Below are 17,370 nucleotides of genomic sequence, written 5' to 3' on the forward strand. Positions count from 1 at the left end.
TTTCCTTTTAAGATTTAAGGTTATTGTATAAATTCCCCATGCAGAAAAACGTGCTTAATAATTAAGTTTAGACGAACGATAGGCTCCTAAAGATCAAACTTTAAAATCTTCAAGAATAAGCACCTCTTGCCAATGACTCCTCCTGTCTACACTTATAAGCCAAACTAAAACATACAAAGGAAAACACTCTGATATACAATGAACGCTCACCAACAACAGAGCTTATTCACGATATCATAACGCCTACTATCGAAGACTATAAAACCAGTATTTTTTATCTTGTTAAGCAAGCTTGTCTCGTATTTCTTCCGGCGTATTCTATACCATCAAAGCACTACCCCTTTTGGCTCAAGTACCTTAATAACAAAGAGCCTTCATAACAATTTGACTATTTGATAAAACAGAAAAATTCGTTAGTTTGCCAAATGCAACGACTTTTATTTCTTCTTCAAAAGAAAATTTAATTTTTTCATCACTCCCCGTAAAATAGCACCCTTCAATTGGCATCTCATCATCTTTCAAAGCAAAAGAAAATATGAACACCATAAAAAACTGATATCCCTTGTATACCCCTCATAACAAAACTTTCCTTCAACATCGCAAAACCTTTGCACCTTTAGCACGACTAAATTCCGCGACATTTGTTACACTTCGTTCTTTATGTTATACTCAGTTTTTTAACAAATAAATTGACCTCTTTCTAATTCAGAGAAATTGAAATATCGATCTTAACATCCACTTCAATACACCTATAATGAGAATGAAAAATCTCTTTAAACGAATGTCTTGAAAAGATATTCAACAATATATCACGCATTACTTATGATCTTCGACGCATTGCAAAGCTTAAAATTTATACAATACGCCGAATATATCATGACAATGCCCTTTATCTATTGAACAGCATTGAAGACACTCTTATTTTTCAATTTTACTATAAAAAATATGTGGCGCACTATTCCAAACCCACTTTTTGATATCAGGCGTCATCGCGATAACGGTATATTTCTGAAAGATAAACGCATAAGGTCCTTTTTGCATCAATTCACGTTGTAAATCAGCATAGAGTTGCGCTCGTTTTTGCGGATCTTTTTGAAACAACGCTTCTTCAACTTTTTGATTCATCGTTTCATCCAAATACCCATGCTGCCAACTAGGATAGGCTGTATTTTTAGCCTCAAGCCGATTATCTGGATTATAAACAAGACGTGAAGCCATTGTATGCGGATCCGCAGAATCGTTATTCCATCCGACAAAAATCGTATCAAAAGCCCGTGCATAAAGTTTAGAAAACAACTGTGTACCGGCCATCCGTTCAATTTTAAGACGCACCCCTGCCTTTGCGGCACTATCTTGGAGTGACTGAGCAACTAACACCCTATAAGGAGCATTTGATACGAGAAAATTTGCCTCAAATCCATTCGGATAACCAGCTTCTGCTAAAAGCTGCTTGGCTTTTGCAATATTAAATGTAAAGGGTTGCCCTTCTTTTTCATCTAAAGCCCCAAAGTTGCCAAGAGGAATAAAACTGGCCCGTGGAACACCAACACCTTTGAGAAGCTTCTTGCCAAGACCTTCATAATCTATGAGATAACGCATCGCCAAACGTACTTTTTCCTTAGCAAAAATAGGATTTGTCATGTTAAATCCCCAGTACATCATGGATGGCTCTAACACTTCTTCGATTTTAACATCTGTTGTTTTTTGCAGATCTGCAAGATCTTCAGGGGTCAAATCACGAGCAACATCAATATCGTGCTTTTGCAACAACAAACGTTGTGTTCCGGGCTCTGCAACATGGCGAATTAAAATCTGCTTCAATTTAGGCGCTTGTCCCCAATAGTGAGAGCTTGCACGCAACAAAAGAGCTTCTCCAGGGCGCCAACTTTTTAACTGATAAGGACCAACACAAGCAGCATGACTCTTCAAATACTGATTTCCAAAATCGCCATCTTTTTCGTGTTTCATAATCGTCTTACGATCAAGCAAAGCTGTTGCACGACTCGCAACAATATTATTAAGAATAAGTTCTGCTGGATAAGGTTTATCAAATTTCATCACAACTGTTTTCTTATCAGGAGCTTGCAAAGCATCATCAACATTTTGTTCTACAATTCCATATTCATTAAAAATTGCCGCATTACCCATCTTCAATTTGACAACCCGCTTCATACTCCAAACAAGATCATTGGCATTGGCTGATCTGCCATTATTAAACTTCAAACCATCACGCAAATGAAAAGTAATCACCGTACTGTGATCATCACCTGAAACATCCCAATGCGTTGCTAAAGCAGGAACCATTTTAGCAGGATCATCTGTCGCAGCACTGATCAAGTTATCACAAACATTGCGAACAATTTCACTTCCATAAACATCATTGAGCTGCGCAGGATCAAATGTACTGATTGCATCAAGATTCCAAGCCATCACAAGGGTATCAGCGGGTGTTTTTGCTGAAACTTGTTGTGCAACCATCGCCAAAGCTATAAAAGCAGAAACAAGAGAGCTGCTATTTTGTAATATTTTTTTCTTCAAGTTCATAGACTTTTCCTTTTAAAGTTTACTATATAAATTTCCCACACAACAAGCACATGCTTTAATAATAAGGTTAGATGATCCATAAGCGCCTCAAACAAAGTATTAAAACCTTCAAACAACACCACTTACCAACCACGGACTTCTACCCATCCCTATACCAAAACATGCAACAACAAACACTCTGACATACAATGAATACTCCCCCATAACAGAGCCTATTCATGATGCCATAACGCCTACGATTGAAGACTATAAAACCACTATTTTCTCTCTTTTGTCGGGTAAGCTTGCTCTTCTTTCCTCTCGCCTTTTTATGCCATCAAAAGACTCTTCCTTGTTAGCTTAAGCGCCTTAATAACAAAGAGCTCTACTAACAATTTGACATTTAAAAAAAACAGGAAAATTCACCCATCAACCGACATGACCTCCTCCCCCTACAAGAGGAATTTTGAATTTTTCCATAATCCTCTGCCAAATAACAGCTTTTAAATTATATTTTATTTCTAAATAAAAGGAGCATGGGCTCCTCCTGATATTCCTTTACGCACCCACACATAACAAAACTTTTTTCCACATCGTATTTTAAATACCTCTGCTCCTTTAACAACACTCAATTCATTGCTTACATTTTTTCAGTAAAAAATATCTTTTCAATGCACTAAGGTTGAAATACCTAAATATAATACCTATATAAGCATACCCTTATCAGAATAGATAGTCTTTTTTTAAGTAAAATGCCTTGAAATATTATTTCTATACACAACAATAATAAATCCGTTATAAAATCTTCAATAGACTAGAACTCTCACCCTAATACGAAATATCGAAACGCTATAAAACTCCCTTACAAATTCTCAGAAACAAAAGGATATCCCTTCATTTAATGAAAAAAGCCGCCATGAAAATATCGCAAAAAATGCAAGAGAACACGCGTATATTTTAAAAACCAGCACTGTTAACCAGAATAAGGTGATAAACTACAAAAAGTAAGAAAAAATAAAAAAATGTTTTTTCTTTATGATATTAACATCGCTGTACTATGATAATACAATAAAAAACACGATCTTCGAAAGTATCTTAGAATGAAGCGAAAAAAAAATTTATTAAATTCTTTTCATGCGTTTCTTAGAGAAAAATTAAGCCGCATTAGTTTAAAATTGCTTATTCTTTCATTCTTCATTGGCATCGTAATGAATTTTTTGGGATGGACATCTCGAAACCTCATACAAAAAATAGTAGATTTTTTTCAATCACTATGGGAAGCAGGATTTATAACGCTTACAAATTTCTTCCATATAACTATGACGGGAGCTATTGTTGTTGTGCCTATTTTTCTTATCTTACGAATTTTTCATAAAAAATAAAAGCCTTAACATTTTCCTTGCGTTAATCTTTTCGAAAAATCAAACGACATAAAAATCCTGTAGTAATAGCAATAATCACTGCAACAATACCATATAAAAAACGATACTTGTGCGCTGCATAAAAAATTGTATAAGCAATATGTGCTTTAACAATTTCAAGAGTCGTTGTTGCACTATCAATAAACTGTCCATCACGAAAAAGATAAGCACGGACCTTATAATGTCCAACAGGAATATTGGTTGGCAAACGAAAATGTGCAGTAAAAAGCGTGTCAGAACCAAAACGAACACCCCCTACTTCCTCATAATAAAGGTTTTTAGCTTTTTGCAATTTTATAAGTTCATCGCGAAAGATCTGTATTTTTTTCTGATCTTGTTCATCCGTCTGCAATGGCAAATAGAGTAACCCTAACCCTAAGCGTTTATAATCTTCAATGCTCGTAATATCGTCAATTTCACGCGTTGTAACCATAGAGTAAAAAAGAGGAACCTTTTTAAAAATAAGAGAATCTGTATTAACCCATACACCAGCATTACGTTTTTTTTCTCGCATCACCATTGTTCGGTCTTGTCCCTCCAAGCTTACAACAACATCATAACGGTTCTGTCGAGAATATAATGGATCAATATTTTCTAAAACACCAGCAATATAAAGATCACGGCCAGCAAAATTTGTATCCACAGTAATCGTATTCGTTGTTACGATAATTTGGACAGTTTCGTGATCAACTTGATCAATGAATGTCGCTGTCGTCCCAACATGTGACCATGAGGAAAAAGAAACAAAACAAAAGCAACTTGTAATAATGCATAAAGAAAATAATCTACCCATTTTTATCTCATAAGAACATCCAGAGAGAAAAGATTATCAGGGCGTATAAATAATTGAAAAGCAAGACGCATACACACAATCAACACCAAAAATGCAAGTGCCATACGCAATTGTTCGGCCTTTAACTTCCGTCCAGCTCGTGTTCCATATTGCGCACCAATACTGCCTCCCAGCATTAATAAAAAAGCTAGGACAATATCAACGGACTGATGAGTCATACTTTGCAAGACTGTCGTGAAAGAAGACACAAATGTGATCTGAAAAAGTGAAGTTCCAATCACCACATTGGTTGGAACACGCAGAAGGTAAATCAATGCTGGTACCATAAAGAACCCCCCACCAATTCCCATAATAGAAGACAACAACCCCACAATGAGACCAATCCCTAAAACTGGAATAATGCTGACATATATCATAGATGTCCGAAAACGCATTTTTAACGGTAAGCGATGAATCCAGTTATGTCGACCAGCAAGACGAATATTGGCTTTTCCTGCCTTACGCTTGCGCATTATATCATACCAACTTTCAACAATCATCAAGCTTCCTACACTTCCAAGAAGAATTACATAAAGAAGGGAAATCATTAAGTCTAATTGACCTAATTTTTTTAAAACAGAAAAAATTTGAATCCCGATTAAAGCCCCCCCCCCTCCTCCAATCGCCAAAAGAATACCAAGTTTGATATCGAGCGTACGTCTTCTAAAATGTGTAATCGCCCCTGTTACAGATGACGCAATCATCTGGTTTGCACCTGTTCCAACAGCAATAGCAGGAGGGATATTATAAAAAATCAATAAAGGTGTGATGAGAAAACCACCCCCAATTCCAAAAAGACCTGAAAAAAAGCCAGCAACGACTCCCATACCAATCAAAATCAGCATATTGAGTGACATTTCAGCAATTGGTAAATAAATACTCACTTACAGAACCTTCAAGATAATCTGAGGCTTTTTAACAATTGGGAAAATCTTTCTCCAATTATCCTCTTTTCTAATAATCTTTGTTGCGTGTTTAAAAGGATAATTTTAGTTGCTATACAATTTTCGCATAATCCACGAATGCGCAATACATTTCACATCTATTAACATCAACATCATAAAAACTAAAAAAAATGAGCTCCTTTTAAAAAGCTGTAAAGACATAACGTTATCGCTACCATAAATGCAACGATTAAAAAACAAAGAACACTTTTTTTTACCAAATGAGATAAAAACGAGACACTCCCCCGTGACTGCCCCTTTAAAGAAGAAAAATCATTTTCAATGCAATGATTAGGTGCCTGAACACCCATATCCTTTTCTTCTATCACAGCACACTCTACGGCTCCCTCAACCTTTTGAAAAGAAGGTTTCAGAGTATTATTTAGCAAAGAGCTTTTATTTTCTTTCTGCACCGCATTTTCAACATTTGTTTGGAGTGGAATTATACCGTTTTGTCTCGAAAAATTTTGAACTTTTTGAAGTGATAAAGGTTCTTTATTTCCCTCACTTTCCATATGAGCAAGTTTTTGTACAACAGAATCAGGTGATTTTGAACGAGGACCACGTCGTGTTAGTGCTGCTTCTTCTAAGCTCTTTTTTTCACTCTGCAAACTTTGAACAATTGTTTTAATCTGCTCTAAAGACTGGAAAAGCTTTTTTTCCCTTTGACGACGGATATAATATTCAGCCAAAATGGCCCGACTAATATCATCTAAGTAAGATTTAAAATGCTCTTCTAAAGACCCTTGCTGTATCAAAGAACGGGAAGAATGCTTCATTTGCATTTGTGCATGAACAGTGCGTAATTTTTGAGCAATATCAGACATCGTTACGTCCATAGGCGCATCCCTTCTCTCTTTCTGCTCAACAAAAGAAGAGAATTTATCGTTCCTAACCTGATTGATCGGCTGGTTGATCGTATGACCCTTCGTATTCACAAACGCTTACCCCTCATTAACTTTCTGAAAAGAATCGCACAAATGATGAGTAAAGTGTGCTCTATTTTAGTAAATAGAGCTTTAAGAACGCTAAAAAACTTTTTTCCAGAAATATTTTTGCCCTATCTTCACCCCAAATATTTGAAAGAAGGCTTTTTAATTTTTCTTCCTTCAAGATTTGAAAAGCAAAATCATTCTCTCATTTTTATTTTTTTCACTTATTTTTCATTGCATAAAGCCCCTATTGCACCATCATAAACAGAGCATATAAAATGAAAAAAGAATATTCTCACAAAACAAATTGATTTTTTTACTTTTTATTCAAGCAAATAAGGCAATTATGGCAATGCAAAAGATATGAAAATTGAAAATGACGAAAAGAAAGTACAAGTAAACGTAAAAAAAGCTTATATGAAAGAAAACACAAGTTATAAATGAGACTCCATTCTAAACAATTTTGTTTCTTATGAGTATTGCTATAGACTTGTATTCATACAAATAAGAGGATCATCATGAAAATAATTGTCGCTGTCAAACGTGTTGTTGATTATAACATCAAGATACGTGTCAAACCCGATAGCACAGGCGTTGATCTGTCTCACGTAAAAATGTCTATGAATCCTTTTGATGAGATAGCCGTAGAGGAAGCAATTCGCCAGAAAGAATCCGGTAAAATTTCAGAAGTTGTTCTTGTTTCAATTGGACCAGAAGCAGCCCAAGAAACTCTACGAACAGGACTTGCAATGGGGGCTGATCGCGCACTTCTTGTCACCACGGATCAAACACTTGAACCCTTAGCAATTGCTAAGGTTCTCAAAGCCATTGTTGATGAAGAAAAACCTGATATGGTCTTTTTAGGAAAACAAGCGATTGATGACGATAGCAACCAAACAGGACAAATGCTCGCCGCTCTTCTTGGGTGGGGACAGGCAACTTTTGCCTCACATCTTAACATAGAAAATGGGCATGCGACAGTTATTCGTGAAGTTGATAATGGAACACAAACCCTTTGTCTTCCCCTTCCCATGGTTATGACCGCCGATCTACGGCTCAATGAACCGCGCTACACCTCTCTCCCTAATATCATGAAAGCAAAAAAGAAAATCATTGAACAAAAAGCGCTGACTGATCTTGGCATCGATACGAAAGCACGCTTAACAATTTTAAGCGTTGAAGAACCCAACCCCCGTCAATCTGGTATTAAAGTAGCGAATGTAGAAGAGCTTGTCAGTGCGCTAAAACAAAAAAACTGCATTTAATATTCTCACCACTAGCGTAAAAGCAACACTCACATAAAAAGGCAAAAATTTATGGCAACTCTTTTATTGGCCGATCATAATACAGAAGAAACCGCAAAAGCACTCACCGCAGCGCGCGCACTCAGTAACGATATCGATATTTTGCTTTGCGGAGAAAAAATTCAAACGATAGCGGAAAACAGTGCTAAACTTAATGGTGTGCGGCAAATTCTTATTGCCGAAGCAGACTATTTAGCCCATCAACTCGCCGAACCTATAGCAGACACAATTCTCACATTAGCAAATGATTACGATGTGATCATGGCTGCATCCAGCAGCACTGGGAAAAATGTGATGCCACGCGTAGCAGCTCTTCTTGATCTTATGCAAATTTCAGATATTACCGCCGTTCTTTCTCCCGATACTTTCAAACGACCAATTTATGCAGGCAATGCATTTGAAACTGTACGCACCAATGATCACAAAAAGATTATAACAGTTCGCACCGCTTCTTTCACACCAACACCTTCCCAAAATAATTCTGCTCCCATTAAAACAATAACGCCAGCTGCCAATCCAAATCTTTCTTCTTTCGTAAAAGAAGAAACCAACAAAAGTGATCGTCCTGATCTTACCTCAGCCCGTGTTATTATATCAGGCGGACGCGGTCTTGGTTCTCAAGAGCAATTTATGGCACTTCTTCTTCCCCTTGCAAACAAATTAAATGCCGCTTTGGGTGCCAGTCGCGCAGCAGTGGACGCAGGCTATGCGCCCAATGATTGGCAAATTGGACAAACAGGAAAAGTCGTTGCCCCTGAACTCTATATTGCCGTTGGCATTTCCGGTGCAATCCAACATTTAGCCGGTATAATGGATGCACAAATTATTGTTGCCATTAATAAAGATGAAGAAGCTCCCATCATGCAAATTGCCGATTATGCTCTTGTAGGTGACCTCCATCAAATTATTCCAGAATTGGAGAAAGCTTTATAAACCATGAAAGCACCTCTGCATGACCAGCGTGAAAGTATGGAGTTTGACATAGTCATTGTCGGAGCAGGACCTGCAGGGCTTTCTGCCGCAATTCGTTTGAAACAAATTAACCCTGAGCTTTCTATCGCAATTATTGAAAAAAGTACCGAAGTTGGTGCACATATCCTCTCTGGCGCAGTTGTTGACCCCATTGGTATCAATACACTCTTACCAGAATGGCGAAATGACAATGACCATCCCTTCACGACCCTTGTTACCCGTGACCAGTTTTTTTTTCTAAAACCTCAAAAGGCTACAATATTTCCCAATATTTTGCATCCCAAAATCTTATCAAATGACGGGTGTTATATCGTTTCGCTTGGAAACGTCTGCCGCTGGCTAAGCAAAAAAGCTGAAGCATTGGGTGTTGAAATCTATCCTGGTTTTGCCGTAACAGAGACCATTCAAAACGATAACAGAGCGATCATTGGTGTTCTCACCGGTGATATGGGGCTTAACAAAGATGGAAGCCACGGAAAAAATTATATGCCTGGTATGGCTTTATTGGCAAAATATACTTTAATTGCGGAAGGAGCACGCGGCTCAATTGCAAAACAACTGATACAACATTTTAATCTTAGCAAAAACCGTGAACCACAAAAATTCGGTCTTGGTCTCAAAGAGCTCTGGGAAATTGATCCCCACAAACACCAACGCGGTTTAGTGCAACATTTCACCGGTTGGCCCTTAGACAATAATACCGGGGGTGGTGGCTTTATTTATCACCAAGAAAACAATATCATTTCTGTCGGTTTTGTTGTACACTTAGATTACAAAAACCCTTATCTTTCTCCCTTTGAAGAATTTCAACGTTTTAAAACACATCCAAAACTCTATGAAATCTTCAAAGGTGCAAAACGTCTTTCCTATGGTGCACGTGTTATCAGCGAGGGAGGTTGGCAATCTGTACCAAAACTCACCTTTCCTGGTGGAGCACTTATTGGCTGCTCTGCTGGATTTGTTAATGTTCCGCGTATCAAAGGATCACATAATGCCATCTTATCTGGCATATTAGCTGCCGATAAAATCGCTACCGCTCTTGCACAAGGGCGTGCCCATGATGAGGTGAAAGAAATCGAAGAACAGTGGCGAAAAGGGCTCATTGGCAAAGATCTTTATAAAGTGCGAAATGCCAAACCACTCTGGGCAAAATATGGGACAAAATATGGAATTAAACTTGCCGGTTTTGATATGTGGTGGCAACAACTGTTCGGATTTTCCTTATTTAAAACACTCTCCCATGGAAAAGAAGATTATGCATGCCTTGAACCAGCAAAAAAATTTCAACCCATTGCTTACCCAAAACCAGATGGTGTTGTAACCTTTGATCGCCTTTCAAGTGTTGCCCTTTCCAATACACACCATGAAGAAAATCAACCTTGCCATTTAAAAATAGCCTCATTAAAAAAACAAAAGGACTCTGAATATGCAATCTACGGAGGACCTTCCACAAACTATTGCCCCGCCGCTGTCTACGAATGGCTAGAGGATAATGACCATCTGACTTATATGATCAACGCTTCAAATTGCATACATTGTAAAACATGCGACATCAAAGATCCGAACCAAAATATCACTTGGACCTGTCCGCAAGGCAATGAGGGCCCCTTCTATCCTAATATGTAACCCCCACTATATGATTATTGTTCTTTCTCCTAAATTGAAATATTTCCCTCAGATCAGAAATCTATCAATCATCTTCCTATATAGGTTCTTTCATAGTGTAAAATGGACTCTATTCTCATATAAAATACTCTCCTCACTGCATGATTTTTTTCAATAAAAAAACAAGAATGAAGATATCTTGACCATTCTGCTATAAAAATACAGACACTGCTCTCAACAGTCTGTACAAAGGCAAAGCTGTGGCTCTACTTTGCTCCCTCCCCTATGATCCAAAATGGATTTAGCCCCCTCAAAGAAAACTCAATCGTTTCAAAAAGCCAAGAATAAAACCCATGGAGATATGCTTCGAGTTTGTTTTATCTCCTATCCTTTGCCAAGCAATTTTCACTAAAGGAGACCACGATGAATGTAGAAAAAAGAAAATATTGCATGACACAGAGCATGCTTATTTAATCACTCTCAATGTTTCTACTGATAAAGATATCCCCAAATCTAAGTATCACATCAACTTTTTACGCTCAAATCAAGGGTAGTCTATACATTGTCTTGCATCTAACCTTTACAGATGGAATGCAAAAAATGTGTAAAAACACCATAAGAATAAAAAGCCATAAGCGCTATCATTATTGGAAATAATATCTGACAAAACCTAAATGTCTTTCCAATTCATGACCATTCTATTACGCGTTTTATAGCGTATTTTCTTTATAAAGCTTGTACTTTCTCTGTAGCTTGTAAATCAACATCCAAATCGAACACAAGCGGCATATATGAAAGAAAGATAAAGGTGAACGAAAGCGAGGCATTCCAGCTTTTGTATCCTGAGCAAAAATCTTGCATATTCTATTTAAATTTTTCCTGAAATGAAAATACAGCTTCACTGAGTAAGAATATGAGGTCTGAAAGGAAGAAATCTGTTTCACATCTTTATCATCATCTTTTCATGCGGTTTTACGACTTTCAAAAACATCACACTATCTTTTAAAAAAGAGAGATTACGTATTATCCCTGCTTTTATGACTTGCATTTTTTATGGGAGCATATCCTTCAAAAAAATAAAACGCCCAAAATTAAAACAAACTTGTATTGCTTATCTATGGATTTATTTTTAAAAGATAGCTCTCAATATATATCGAACAATTCTTTCGCGATAAATCTTGAGAAAAATATCTCGTATTCTCGTAAATGAATAGTTCCATATTTACGCAATAAAAAGTATAAACCGGCAGCATCACTTTCTTTGCTAACTCCAATGTTGCGATAGCCTTTGCTTTAAGAGAGCTCAAAAAGGCATTTTACTCCTTTTTTACTCATCTTCAACGACACACCAATCCTCCTTGTGATGCATACAAATGATTTTAATTCATTGATGATAAGAGGCGTTAAAATGAGATAATTTTACGATATTTAAGGCGCCTACTCTATAGGCAAAAAATAACAAATTATCCATTATAAATCAAATAATTAAGATAAAAATGAACCTTGAAAGTTTTTAAGATATTCTTTATATCTGTTAAGGGGGAAGAGAATAGGACAAAATGAAATATTTTGCTAAGAAGGGCTTATATTTGATCAATAACGATATAGCGAGTTGTTTGTGTTTTAAAAGGATCTGCTGACGTTTACTCAGAAGAACAGTTTGAATATCAATAGAGCATTTGAAAGATGGGCGTTATGGAAATAATTGAGAAAGTTTAGCTTGTAAAAGAGCACAACCAAGCGTGAAATATAGGCACAGGTAAAATTGTTTTTGGTTCTCGAAGGAAAAACTTTATAGAAAATTATAGAGCTGATAGGATATTGGATACATCTGGAGTCTGTTTTTTTGAAAAAGATCATGCTGACCAAAACAGATGATAATGTTAGTGAATATGAAGGTAAAACTATTGTATTGTGGGAGTATCAACTATTCGAGCAAAGTAAGCCTTTGTAATGATAAAAAATGTACTGGTAAAAAATGAACAAAAATGGCTTATAAAGCTTATGAGTATGAATAAAAATCTTGTGGTGAGGGGAATTTGATGAAAAGAAAAGAGCATGTGTGAAAAAGCATATTTTATAGGTGCGCATGCTTATTCTGCCCCCGTTATAGAACCAGGGCTTTATCTTGTAGCAACGCCTATTGGAAATCTTGCAGATATTACGCTTCGTGCTTTGCAAGTGCTTGCAGGAATTGATATTTTAGCGTGTGAAGATACGCGGGTAACACGTGTTTTGTTGCAACGTTATGGTATTCAGAAAAAAACTTTTCTTTATCATGAATATAATGCGCAAAAAGCGGGGCCGAAGCTCTTAGCCGCTTTGGCAGAAAATAAAACGGTAGCGCTTGTTTCCGATGCGGGAACGCCACTTATTTCTGATCCCGGATTTCGATTGGTAGAAAAGGCACGTAAAGCTGGTCATAAAATTATTCCGATCCCTGGAGCATCAGCTCTTTTAACCGCTCTTATACCAACAGGGCTTCCTACGGATAGCTTTTTCTTTGCAGGTTTTTTGAGTGCACGCAAGCGACAGCGTCAAAAACGATTGGAACAATTAAAAGAGATTCCAGCGACTTTGATTTTTTATGAATCACCGCATCGTCTTGTTGAAACTTTACAGGATATGGTCACGCTTTTTTCGGCTGATCGACCTGCCGCAATTTGTCGTGAATTAACAAAAAAGTTTGAAACAGTGGATGCTTCCAATTTGGGGAATTTGTTGGAATCTTACAAAAAACAATCACATATTCGTGGAGAAATTGTTGTACTTGTTGGAGAATCATCTTCTTCTTTAAACGTGATGAGTGATCAAGAAGTTGATGAAATGTTATTAAAACTCTCGCGGACACATTCTGCTGCTCAGGCAGCAGCTTTGGTTGCAAAAAAGACCGGTTTTAAAAAACAGGAACTTTTTCAGCGGTTAAATTTTTTAAAAAATGCATAAAATTAAGACTATACAAAAAAAACGGAGGCAAAAGTCTTTTTATCGAGGGGTTCGTGCAGAAAAATTGGCAGCTTGGTGGCTACGTTGCAAAGGGTTTCACATTGCCGAAAGGCGTTTTAAAACAAAATGTGGGGAAATTGATTTAATTGCACGACGTGGAAATTTGATTTTAATCGTTGAAGTCAAAGCACGTTCAACATTAGCTGAAGCAATGGAAGCGGTTTCCCGAATGAATGAAAGGCGAATTGAAGCAGCTGCCGATATTTGGCTTGCACGGCAAAAAGATTATGCCCTTTTGTCTGTACGCTTTGATTTAATTGCAATTTTACCTTGGCGTTGGCCACAGCATATCCCTGCATTTTTTACATCTGATCAATAAAAGGCCCCTTCCGTTTTAACCATACTCTATAAAAAACGTTTCGTTTTTATATGCATATGCGTTAAAAAGTGTATAATAATTTGAGCGCTATAAGGAGCGAAATATGGATGATTATGAAAAGTTTGCAACAGGTTTGCTCATTGTTTTTGGAGCGCTGATTATTGGTGGTTTAATGGCAATGCATATTGTACTTATGAATAAACCAGGTTTTTTATTTGCATTAGCCGCAGCTATTGTTGGTTGGTTTTCTGCTTTTGCCGTTCTGTTTGACAAACCAAAAGTCTATTTGGGCTTGATTATTCTTGCTATTTTATGTGTTGCTTCCTCAATTAGCATTTATGTTAGTTAAAACACATAAACTGTTAATTGAGATTCCTTTTAAAATATAAAACTGAGGAAGAGAAATGAAACTTGGCTTTTTGGGAACGGGCACAATCAGTGCTTCAATGGTCAATGGCCTCATGACAAGCACCTTTGACATTTCTTCCATTATTGTTTCACCGCGCAATGCACAAACAGCAGAGCATCTTTCACACACGTATGATAAGGTTATGATTGCTGAAAATAACCAAGCGTTGCTCGATGTGAGTGATTGTGTTTTTCTTTGCTTGCCTAACCAAATTGCAGAAAGCGTTTTGCGTTCTCTTCGCTTTCGTCCAGAACAGCTGGTTATTTCCGTACTTGCTATGGCAAAAGCAGCAGAAGTGGAAGAATGGATCAACCATAAAGTTTATCGTGCTGTTCCTCTACCTTTTGTCGCAGAGTGTAAAAATTTGACACCAATTTATCCCGATCATCCCTTTTTACGTGCTCTATTTGATGCATTGGGGGGTACATTGGTACTAGATAAGGAAGAGCAGTTTAATCTTTTTATGACTGCTGGTTCACTTATGGGCGTATATTTTAATTTTTTAGAGACAGCCCATCAATGGTTTATAACACAGGGGTTAAAGCAACAGCAATCAGCAGAATTTCTTACCATGATGTTTGGCAATCTTACAGATGAAATGCGTAAAATTATAGCAACAGATTGTTCTACATCTCTCGATTTTGCACGACTTGAAAAAGAGTTTTCAACAAAGGGGGGAACAAATGAATTTTTGTCAAATTGTTTTTCTCATCAAGGGGGAAGAAGTGCTTTAACAACGGCTATTGAAGCTACTTTTCAAAAAATAAATGCTTCTAAAAAGGCTTGACCAGCATTTTTTATCCTCTCAATAAGAGAAAGTTATTGGTATTTTTATTGAGTTTTTCTTGAATATGGATTGATAACATTATCTGCTATACACATTTCAAGAGCAAGATAAACGAGCTTTTTAAACGCCCATCCCTTGTAATTTAAATGAATAGGGATCAATCTTCCGATTGATCTTCAAGCTGTTTTTATCGTAAAAAAGTGATTGTTAAATATTTTTTATAACCTTTTACAATTTTCCTCAATTATTTTCATTTTCTGTCTTCTTCTTTTCGCATCAATGCCAACATCTTTTTCACCTCACTGCTCCAACCGCCCCGATTAAGTCCCCGTTCTTCAGATTACCCAAGTGCATGACTAACTTTTTGTTTGTCACCTCTATACTCCACTCAAACATTAAGGCTTCCCTTTACCCTTACAAAGGTTACACCTATTTTTATGTCTTTTATGATTATATTTTAGCAAATTCTCTTAAACAAACATATCTTCAAAAGAATTTATTTTTTATTTGATCAACAATTTTACGATACAGTTTAGCAAGCTCTTCAGTAGGCTTAGCAACAAAAATAGGGACCCCCTCATCTGAAGAAAATCTTAAAGCTGCATCAAGCGGTATTTCCGCTAAGAAAGGGACTTCTCGACGTTCCGCTTCTGCCCGTGCACCACCATAGCCAAAAATATCATAGCGTTTTCCCGTATCAGGAGCGATAAAATAACTCATATTCTCAATGAGTCCTAGAATAGGAACATTAACTTTCATGAACATTTCTATTGCTTTACGCGCATCCACTAAAGCAAGATCTTGGGGCGTAGAAACAACCAACGCACCTGTTAATTGTACCTGTTGGGCAAGCGTTAATTGTGCATCCCCTGTACCGGGCGGCATATCAACGACTAAAACGTCCAAAGGGCCCCATACAACATCTCGTAACAATTGCGTTACAGCTGCCATAACCATAGGACCGCGCCAGACCACCGGCTTTTCTTCCTCCACCAAAAATCCCATCGACATCAATTTCAGTCCGAATTTTTCAAGAGGTTGAAGCTTTTTTTCTCCAATAAGCTGTGGTTTTTGATTAACAAGTCCTGTCAAACGTGGCAACGAAGGACCATAAATATCAGCATCCATCACCCCCGTCTTGAAACCAGAATCTTGTAAAGCTAAGGCGATATTTATTGCCATCGTAGATTTTCCTACCCCTCCTTTTCCAGAAGCAACAGCAATCACATGCCGCACACCTTCTATGGGCATTTTGATCGGTAAGAGATTTGCTCTCCGTCTAGATGCAGCCTTTGTTGTTTTTTCAGCTGTAAGTGTGACAACAACAGATTCCACGCCCTCCAAGGCACATACCATCTTTTCAGCAGAACGACGCAATGATTCCCATTCTTGCACACCTCTCTCAGGAACTGTAATGGAAAAAAAAACCTTTCCATCAGCAATCAATATTTCTGAAAGAAGCCCCAACGACACAATATCGCTTTCAAGATCTGGTCCTTTGATTGTACGTAACACATTGCGGACAGCCTCACTTGTGATAGGATTCACGTTCTTTCCTCTCTATAAAAATACCAGCAAATACAAGCATAAGAACGAAAACACTTACAGGCTTATCACCTGATAATTTTCTACTTTACTCAGCATTATAAAGTGTACATTACTTATATCTTATCTCTTTAAAAATATGAAACTATCCTTAAATAAAGAAGCTCAAACATAAAATCTGATATAAAATCCTATCAATCATGTTTATGCTACAATCACTTTAATGAATATTCTGATAAAAATTTTGTAAAAAACTTTTAATATTAAAGGATATTTTAAATTGGCATACAGTAATCAGTCACACTTTCTTTAATTCTTTAATGCCCTAGTCATTTGTTTTTTGTAGATTCAATCGTTATTTTCTGAAACCCTTACAGTATTTTACAAAAAGTGTCACAGACAGTTATTAAGGTATTTTGTATTCTTTCAAGGGAGAGAAAAACATTCTAAGATTGACTTTTTTTATATTTTTCCTTATGGGTTAACAGCCGTATGATAGAATAAAATTGTTCATCTCGTGCATAACTGCTCATAAAACGAAGATTAAGAAGGGCCGCACTCCGCGGTATTTAAATAAATGAAACGTACTTACCAACCCTCTAAACTTGTCCGTAAACGCCGCCATGGGTTTCGTGCACGCATGGCCACAGCTGGAGGACGTAAAGTTATTGCTGCAAGACGTGCTCGTGGACGTAAGCGGCTCTCTGCTTAACCGTTTAATTTTCACAACTGTTGAGTATTGCTCACGATGTCCTTGTTGTGGAATTTTTG

The 17,370-nt window shown here is 37.1% G+C and carries 15 protein-coding genes; 9 read left to right on the forward strand and 6 right to left on the reverse strand.

The genetic code is table 11. The annotated features are described in order from the left end of the window. Positions 1-357 precede the first annotated feature (357 nt). Together ACFIKI_RS04070 and ACFIKI_RS04075 are read right to left on the reverse strand one after the other, a co-directional pair. Positions 358-546 carry a hypothetical protein gene (locus ACFIKI_RS04070; RefSeq protein WP_375665785.1) on the reverse strand — a complete coding sequence of 63 codons (189 nt, stop codon included), beginning with the start codon at positions 544-546 and terminating at the stop codon, positions 358-360. A gap of 372 nt (positions 547-918) precedes the next feature. Continuing rightward, positions 919-2,544, reverse strand: a complete 1,626-nt coding sequence (locus tag ACFIKI_RS04075; protein ID WP_375665786.1) for an ABC transporter substrate-binding protein — start codon at positions 2,542-2,544, stop codon at positions 919-921. A 1,079-nt stretch (positions 2,545-3,623) separates the two neighbouring features. On the opposite strand from ACFIKI_RS04075, the gene ACFIKI_RS04080 reads away from it, so the two are divergent. Then, entirely contained in the window at positions 3,624-3,905 is a 282-nt protein-coding gene (locus tag ACFIKI_RS04080; RefSeq protein ID WP_375665787.1) for a DUF6460 domain-containing protein, read from the forward strand. 22 nt (positions 3,906-3,927) lie between these two features. Here ACFIKI_RS04080 and ACFIKI_RS04085 read toward each other — a convergent pair whose 3' ends face one another. From ACFIKI_RS04085 to ACFIKI_RS04095, 3 genes are all read right to left on the reverse strand, one after another. Beyond that, positions 3,928-4,737: a TIGR02186 family protein gene (locus ACFIKI_RS04085; protein WP_375665789.1), complete on the reverse strand. Its 810-nt coding sequence runs from the start codon at positions 4,735-4,737 to the stop codon at positions 3,928-3,930. Between the two features lie 2 nt (positions 4,738-4,739). Beyond that, positions 4,740-5,660, reverse strand: coding sequence for a sulfite exporter TauE/SafE family protein (locus ACFIKI_RS04090; protein WP_375665790.1), 921 nt, complete (start codon positions 5,658-5,660; stop codon positions 4,740-4,742). A 182-nt stretch (positions 5,661-5,842) separates the two neighbouring features. Further along, positions 5,843-6,658 carry a hypothetical protein gene (locus ACFIKI_RS04095; RefSeq protein WP_375665791.1) on the reverse strand — a complete coding sequence of 272 codons (816 nt, stop codon included), beginning with the start codon at positions 6,656-6,658 and terminating at the stop codon, positions 5,843-5,845. A gap of 512 nt (positions 6,659-7,170) precedes the next feature. Here ACFIKI_RS04095 and ACFIKI_RS04100 point away from each other — a divergent pair. From ACFIKI_RS04100 to ACFIKI_RS04130, 7 genes are all read left to right on the forward strand, one after another. After that, entirely contained in the window at positions 7,171-7,917 is a 747-nt protein-coding gene (locus ACFIKI_RS04100) for an electron transfer flavoprotein subunit beta/FixA family protein (protein WP_375665792.1), read from the forward strand. A gap of 51 nt (positions 7,918-7,968) precedes the next feature. Continuing rightward, positions 7,969-8,889 (forward strand): electron transfer flavoprotein subunit alpha/FixB family protein, encoded by a 921-nt coding sequence (locus ACFIKI_RS04105; RefSeq protein WP_375665793.1) that lies wholly within the window; start codon positions 7,969-7,971, stop codon positions 8,887-8,889. A 3-nt stretch (positions 8,890-8,892) separates the two neighbouring features. Then, positions 8,893-10,554, forward strand: a complete 1,662-nt coding sequence (locus ACFIKI_RS04110) for a 4Fe-4S dicluster domain-containing protein (RefSeq protein ID WP_375623828.1) — start codon at positions 8,893-8,895, stop codon at positions 10,552-10,554. 2,037 nt (positions 10,555-12,591) lie between these two features. Next, a complete protein-coding gene (gene rsmI, locus ACFIKI_RS04115) occupies positions 12,592-13,479 on the forward strand; it encodes a 16S rRNA (cytidine(1402)-2'-O)-methyltransferase (RefSeq protein ID WP_375623826.1) in 888 nt (295 codons plus the stop codon). A gap of 10 nt (positions 13,480-13,489) precedes the next feature. Beyond that, positions 13,490-13,858 carry a YraN family protein gene (locus tag ACFIKI_RS04120; protein ID WP_375623865.1) on the forward strand — a complete coding sequence of 123 codons (369 nt, stop codon included), beginning with the start codon at positions 13,490-13,492 and terminating at the stop codon, positions 13,856-13,858. A gap of 103 nt (positions 13,859-13,961) precedes the next feature. Beyond that, positions 13,962-14,207 (forward strand): hypothetical protein, encoded by a 246-nt coding sequence (locus ACFIKI_RS04125; protein WP_375607294.1) that lies wholly within the window; start codon positions 13,962-13,964, stop codon positions 14,205-14,207. A gap of 55 nt (positions 14,208-14,262) precedes the next feature. Further along, entirely contained in the window at positions 14,263-15,054 is a 792-nt protein-coding gene (locus ACFIKI_RS04130) for a pyrroline-5-carboxylate reductase (RefSeq protein ID WP_375623824.1), read from the forward strand. A gap of 486 nt (positions 15,055-15,540) precedes the next feature. On the opposite strand, the gene ACFIKI_RS04135 is transcribed toward ACFIKI_RS04130, so the two are convergent. Beyond that, positions 15,541-16,602, reverse strand: coding sequence for an Mrp/NBP35 family ATP-binding protein (locus tag ACFIKI_RS04135; RefSeq protein WP_375665794.1), 1,062 nt, complete (start codon positions 16,600-16,602; stop codon positions 15,541-15,543). A 574-nt stretch (positions 16,603-17,176) separates the two neighbouring features. On the opposite strand from ACFIKI_RS04135, the gene rpmH reads away from it, so the two are divergent. Then, positions 17,177-17,311 (forward strand): 50S ribosomal protein L34, encoded by a 135-nt coding sequence (gene rpmH / locus ACFIKI_RS04140; RefSeq protein WP_005864709.1) that lies wholly within the window; start codon positions 17,177-17,179, stop codon positions 17,309-17,311. Positions 17,312-17,370 lie beyond the last annotated feature (59 nt).

The sequence above is a fragment of the Bartonella sp. TT121SHDZB genome (assembly GCF_042193415.1).
Taxonomy (GTDB): domain Bacteria; phylum Pseudomonadota; class Alphaproteobacteria; order Rhizobiales; family Rhizobiaceae; genus Bartonella.

Excerpts from the sequence above, each read along its gene's own strand:
- ACFIKI_RS04070 (WP_375665785.1), bottom strand. The coding sequence starts at position 546 with ATGGTGTTCATATTTTCTTTTGCTTTGAAAGATGATGAGATGCCAATT.
- ACFIKI_RS04075 (WP_375665786.1), bottom strand. The coding sequence starts at position 2,544 with ATGAACTTGAAGAAAAAAATATTACAAAATAGCAGCTCTCTTGTTTCT.
- ACFIKI_RS04080 (WP_375665787.1), top strand. The coding sequence starts at position 3,624 with ATGAAGCGAAAAAAAAATTTATTAAATTCTTTTCATGCGTTTCTTAGA.
- ACFIKI_RS04085 (WP_375665789.1), bottom strand. The coding sequence starts at position 4,737 with ATGGGTAGATTATTTTCTTTATGCATTATTACAAGTTGCTTTTGTTTT.
- ACFIKI_RS04100 (WP_375665792.1), top strand. The coding sequence starts at position 7,171 with ATGAAAATAATTGTCGCTGTCAAACGTGTTGTTGATTATAACATCAAG.
- ACFIKI_RS04105 (WP_375665793.1), top strand. The coding sequence starts at position 7,969 with ATGGCAACTCTTTTATTGGCCGATCATAATACAGAAGAAACCGCAAAA.
- ACFIKI_RS04110 (WP_375623828.1), top strand. The coding sequence starts at position 8,893 with ATGAAAGCACCTCTGCATGACCAGCGTGAAAGTATGGAGTTTGACATA.
- rsmI (WP_375623826.1), top strand. The coding sequence starts at position 12,592 with ATGTGTGAAAAAGCATATTTTATAGGTGCGCATGCTTATTCTGCCCCC.
- ACFIKI_RS04125 (WP_375607294.1), top strand. The coding sequence starts at position 13,962 with ATGGATGATTATGAAAAGTTTGCAACAGGTTTGCTCATTGTTTTTGGA.
- ACFIKI_RS04130 (WP_375623824.1), top strand. The coding sequence starts at position 14,263 with ATGAAACTTGGCTTTTTGGGAACGGGCACAATCAGTGCTTCAATGGTC.
- rpmH (WP_005864709.1), top strand. The coding sequence starts at position 17,177 with ATGAAACGTACTTACCAACCCTCTAAACTTGTCCGTAAACGCCGCCAT.